The following is a 1,047-nucleotide window of genomic DNA, read 5'->3' as shown; positions in this document are numbered from 1 at the left end:
TAAATATAAAGTAGTATGAACAAACCTTACAAAAAAAAATGTATATTATTCTCTGAAAAAATGTTTAATGCAAAATTATAGTGTAAAGTGTAGCAAAGAATCATTACAGAAAGTTGCAAGCAAAAATACACAGTGATTTACCCACGATTTCACATGGAGAGGCGCTTGTGTTATAGCCTATCTTGGCAGATCCAGATACTTGTTATATCTGGCTTTTGAGGCTCTTGGACTTGGCCCTAGAGGCTCCATGTCAAATCCTTTATAGCTTTGCACTTTTCATTGCAATAGTCTGTATTATAAACTTGCAAACTTATGTATTTTATTTTTGCAAAAAACAAATGACATAAAAAAACACCCTGCTTATAGAATTAGCATGGTGTTTTTCAACAGATATTGTTAATATGATTATTTATTACTCATCATATTTTTACTTTTTTTACTAATTTCATTATAAATCTCTTCTTGTCGCAACTCCCAAATCATTGTTGCTTCTTCTTCGGAAACATATTTACTGAAGAAATTAATAGCAGGCTGTCTTAACATATATATTGGCAAATGCTCAACTCGTTTTACTTTCTTCTTAGGTACATTTTCGTTTATAAATTGACGCACTGCTTCTTCTACAGGATCAAGTAAAATTTTATCTGAACATTCCTTTTCAGTGGACAGAGCATAATCTAATTGAATTGCCTTTACAGTGTAACCAGCTTTTCTACTAATTCCCTTTCGAGCTTGGACATAATCAATATTTCTTCTAATTTGATCTTCTGGAAATTCACTAATTAACCAATTTATCTTCTCAACTGTTACTCCTAAATTAGATAACTGTGTCTGCAAATCATCAAATAATAGTAATTGTTCTTCCTCTTCCAAGTCAACGTCATCAGGAACTGCTTCCTCTATATGATGGATATTACTTCTAATGATAAATTCAATACTGGTTACTTTTCGCCCGGTTTTAATCTCATTAAACTCAAAATTAATATCGGTATTATTATTAACCTCCTTTTGAGCCACTAATAAAACATTACTCTTTAAATGTCCATA

General features: G+C 31.0%; 1 protein-coding gene. It reads right to left on the bottom strand.

Features of this window, described 5'->3' with window-relative positions; all coding sequences use genetic code 11:
• Nucleotides 1-405: 405 nt before the first annotated feature.
• Nucleotides 406-1,047, bottom strand: a 642-nt coding sequence (locus tag AC0B9F_RS38555) for a hypothetical protein (RefSeq protein WP_472010523.1), incomplete at its 5' end; no start/stop codon positions are given.

It is taken from the genome of Streptomyces sp. NPDC097129, from assembly GCF_055668065.1.
This window is presented reverse-complemented; position numbering and strand designations above follow the sequence as displayed.